At 47.7% G+C, this 302-nt stretch carries 1 rRNA gene; it reads right to left on the minus strand.

The features are described 5' to 3' along the window. Window positions 1-2: 2 nt before the first annotated feature. Window positions 3-115 (minus strand): 5S ribosomal RNA (rrf, locus tag H3H37_RS25460). Window positions 116-302 lie beyond the last annotated feature (187 nt).

Consider the following 302-nt stretch of genomic DNA (forward strand, 5'->3'; position numbering starts at 1 on the left):
TAGCTTGACGATAACCTACTTTCACACTGGTTGCAGCACTATCATCGGCGCAGAGTTGTTTCACGGTCCTGTTCGGGATGGGAAGGGGTGGGACCAACTTGCTATGGTCATCAAGCTTTGACTTGTAAGGGTTGCGCGCTCGTGCGCGTCACCCGGAATCTGGAAGAAGTAATATGGGTAATGAAGTTGTATCAACGAACGTTTCAACGCACTTCTTATTCACCACAACCTGCTAAGGTTATAGGGACAAGCCGTACGGGCAATTAGTATCAGTTAGCTTAATGCATTACTGCACTTCCACA

The sequence above is a fragment of the Rugamonas brunnea genome (assembly GCF_014042345.1).
GTDB lineage: Bacteria > Pseudomonadota > Gammaproteobacteria > Burkholderiales > Burkholderiaceae_D > Rugamonas > Rugamonas brunnea.